General features: G+C 44.1%; 1 protein-coding gene. It reads left to right on the top strand.

The genetic code is table 11. The features are described 5' to 3' along the window. Positions 1-160: 160 nt before the first annotated feature. The coding region (locus tag ACTXGO_RS15755; protein ID WP_443575181.1) for a biotin--[acetyl-CoA-carboxylase] ligase at positions 161-633 on the top strand (473 nt) is incomplete at its 3' end.

The following is a 633-nucleotide window of genomic DNA, read 5'->3' as shown; positions in this document are numbered from 1 at the left end:
ATCAAGCGGCGTAGGCACAGCACGCAAGTAAAATTTATACCAGTAGCGCGTTTAAACTTACACGACAGTTTTATATTCAATTTACCATATTAAAAACAGTTGCATGAAATACTGACGCCACCCTTTTTAAATGCTGACGAAACTTACGAGCGTATCCGCTATGTTATCTAGCTTATCATCCAACCTTAATCATCGTCACCTTACGAGTAGCATCTCAACCAATAGCGAGCTGATAGCAGACCTAGAAGCAGGTACTCTGGACGGTGACAAAATACATCTTTTGACTGCGCAGATGCAAAGTGGTGGGCGCGGACAGCATCAGCGCTCATGGCAGTCGCCAGCGGGCAATGTGTATTTATCTCTGTATCATCCGTATCAAGCGCCTGTCAGCGGACTGCTATCGTTAATTGTAGGCGTGAAGCTGGCTACTATGCCTGTAATAGAAACGATCAATGAGCAATTATGTGCCAAAGGGTTGATTCCTATTGGTGTCAAATGGGCCAATGATTTGGGCTTTTATGCCCAGCAAAACACTCATACTACTATAGATAAAAGCGTGACGCCTTTTAGCAAACTGGCAGGGATATTAATAGAACCGGTATTACGCGATGGCAAAATGTTGGGCGTTGTCAT

It is taken from the genome of Psychrobacter sp. T6-1 (assembly GCF_052258445.1).
Note: the sequence above shows the minus strand (reverse complement) of the source record. Positions and strands in the feature narration are given on the sequence as shown.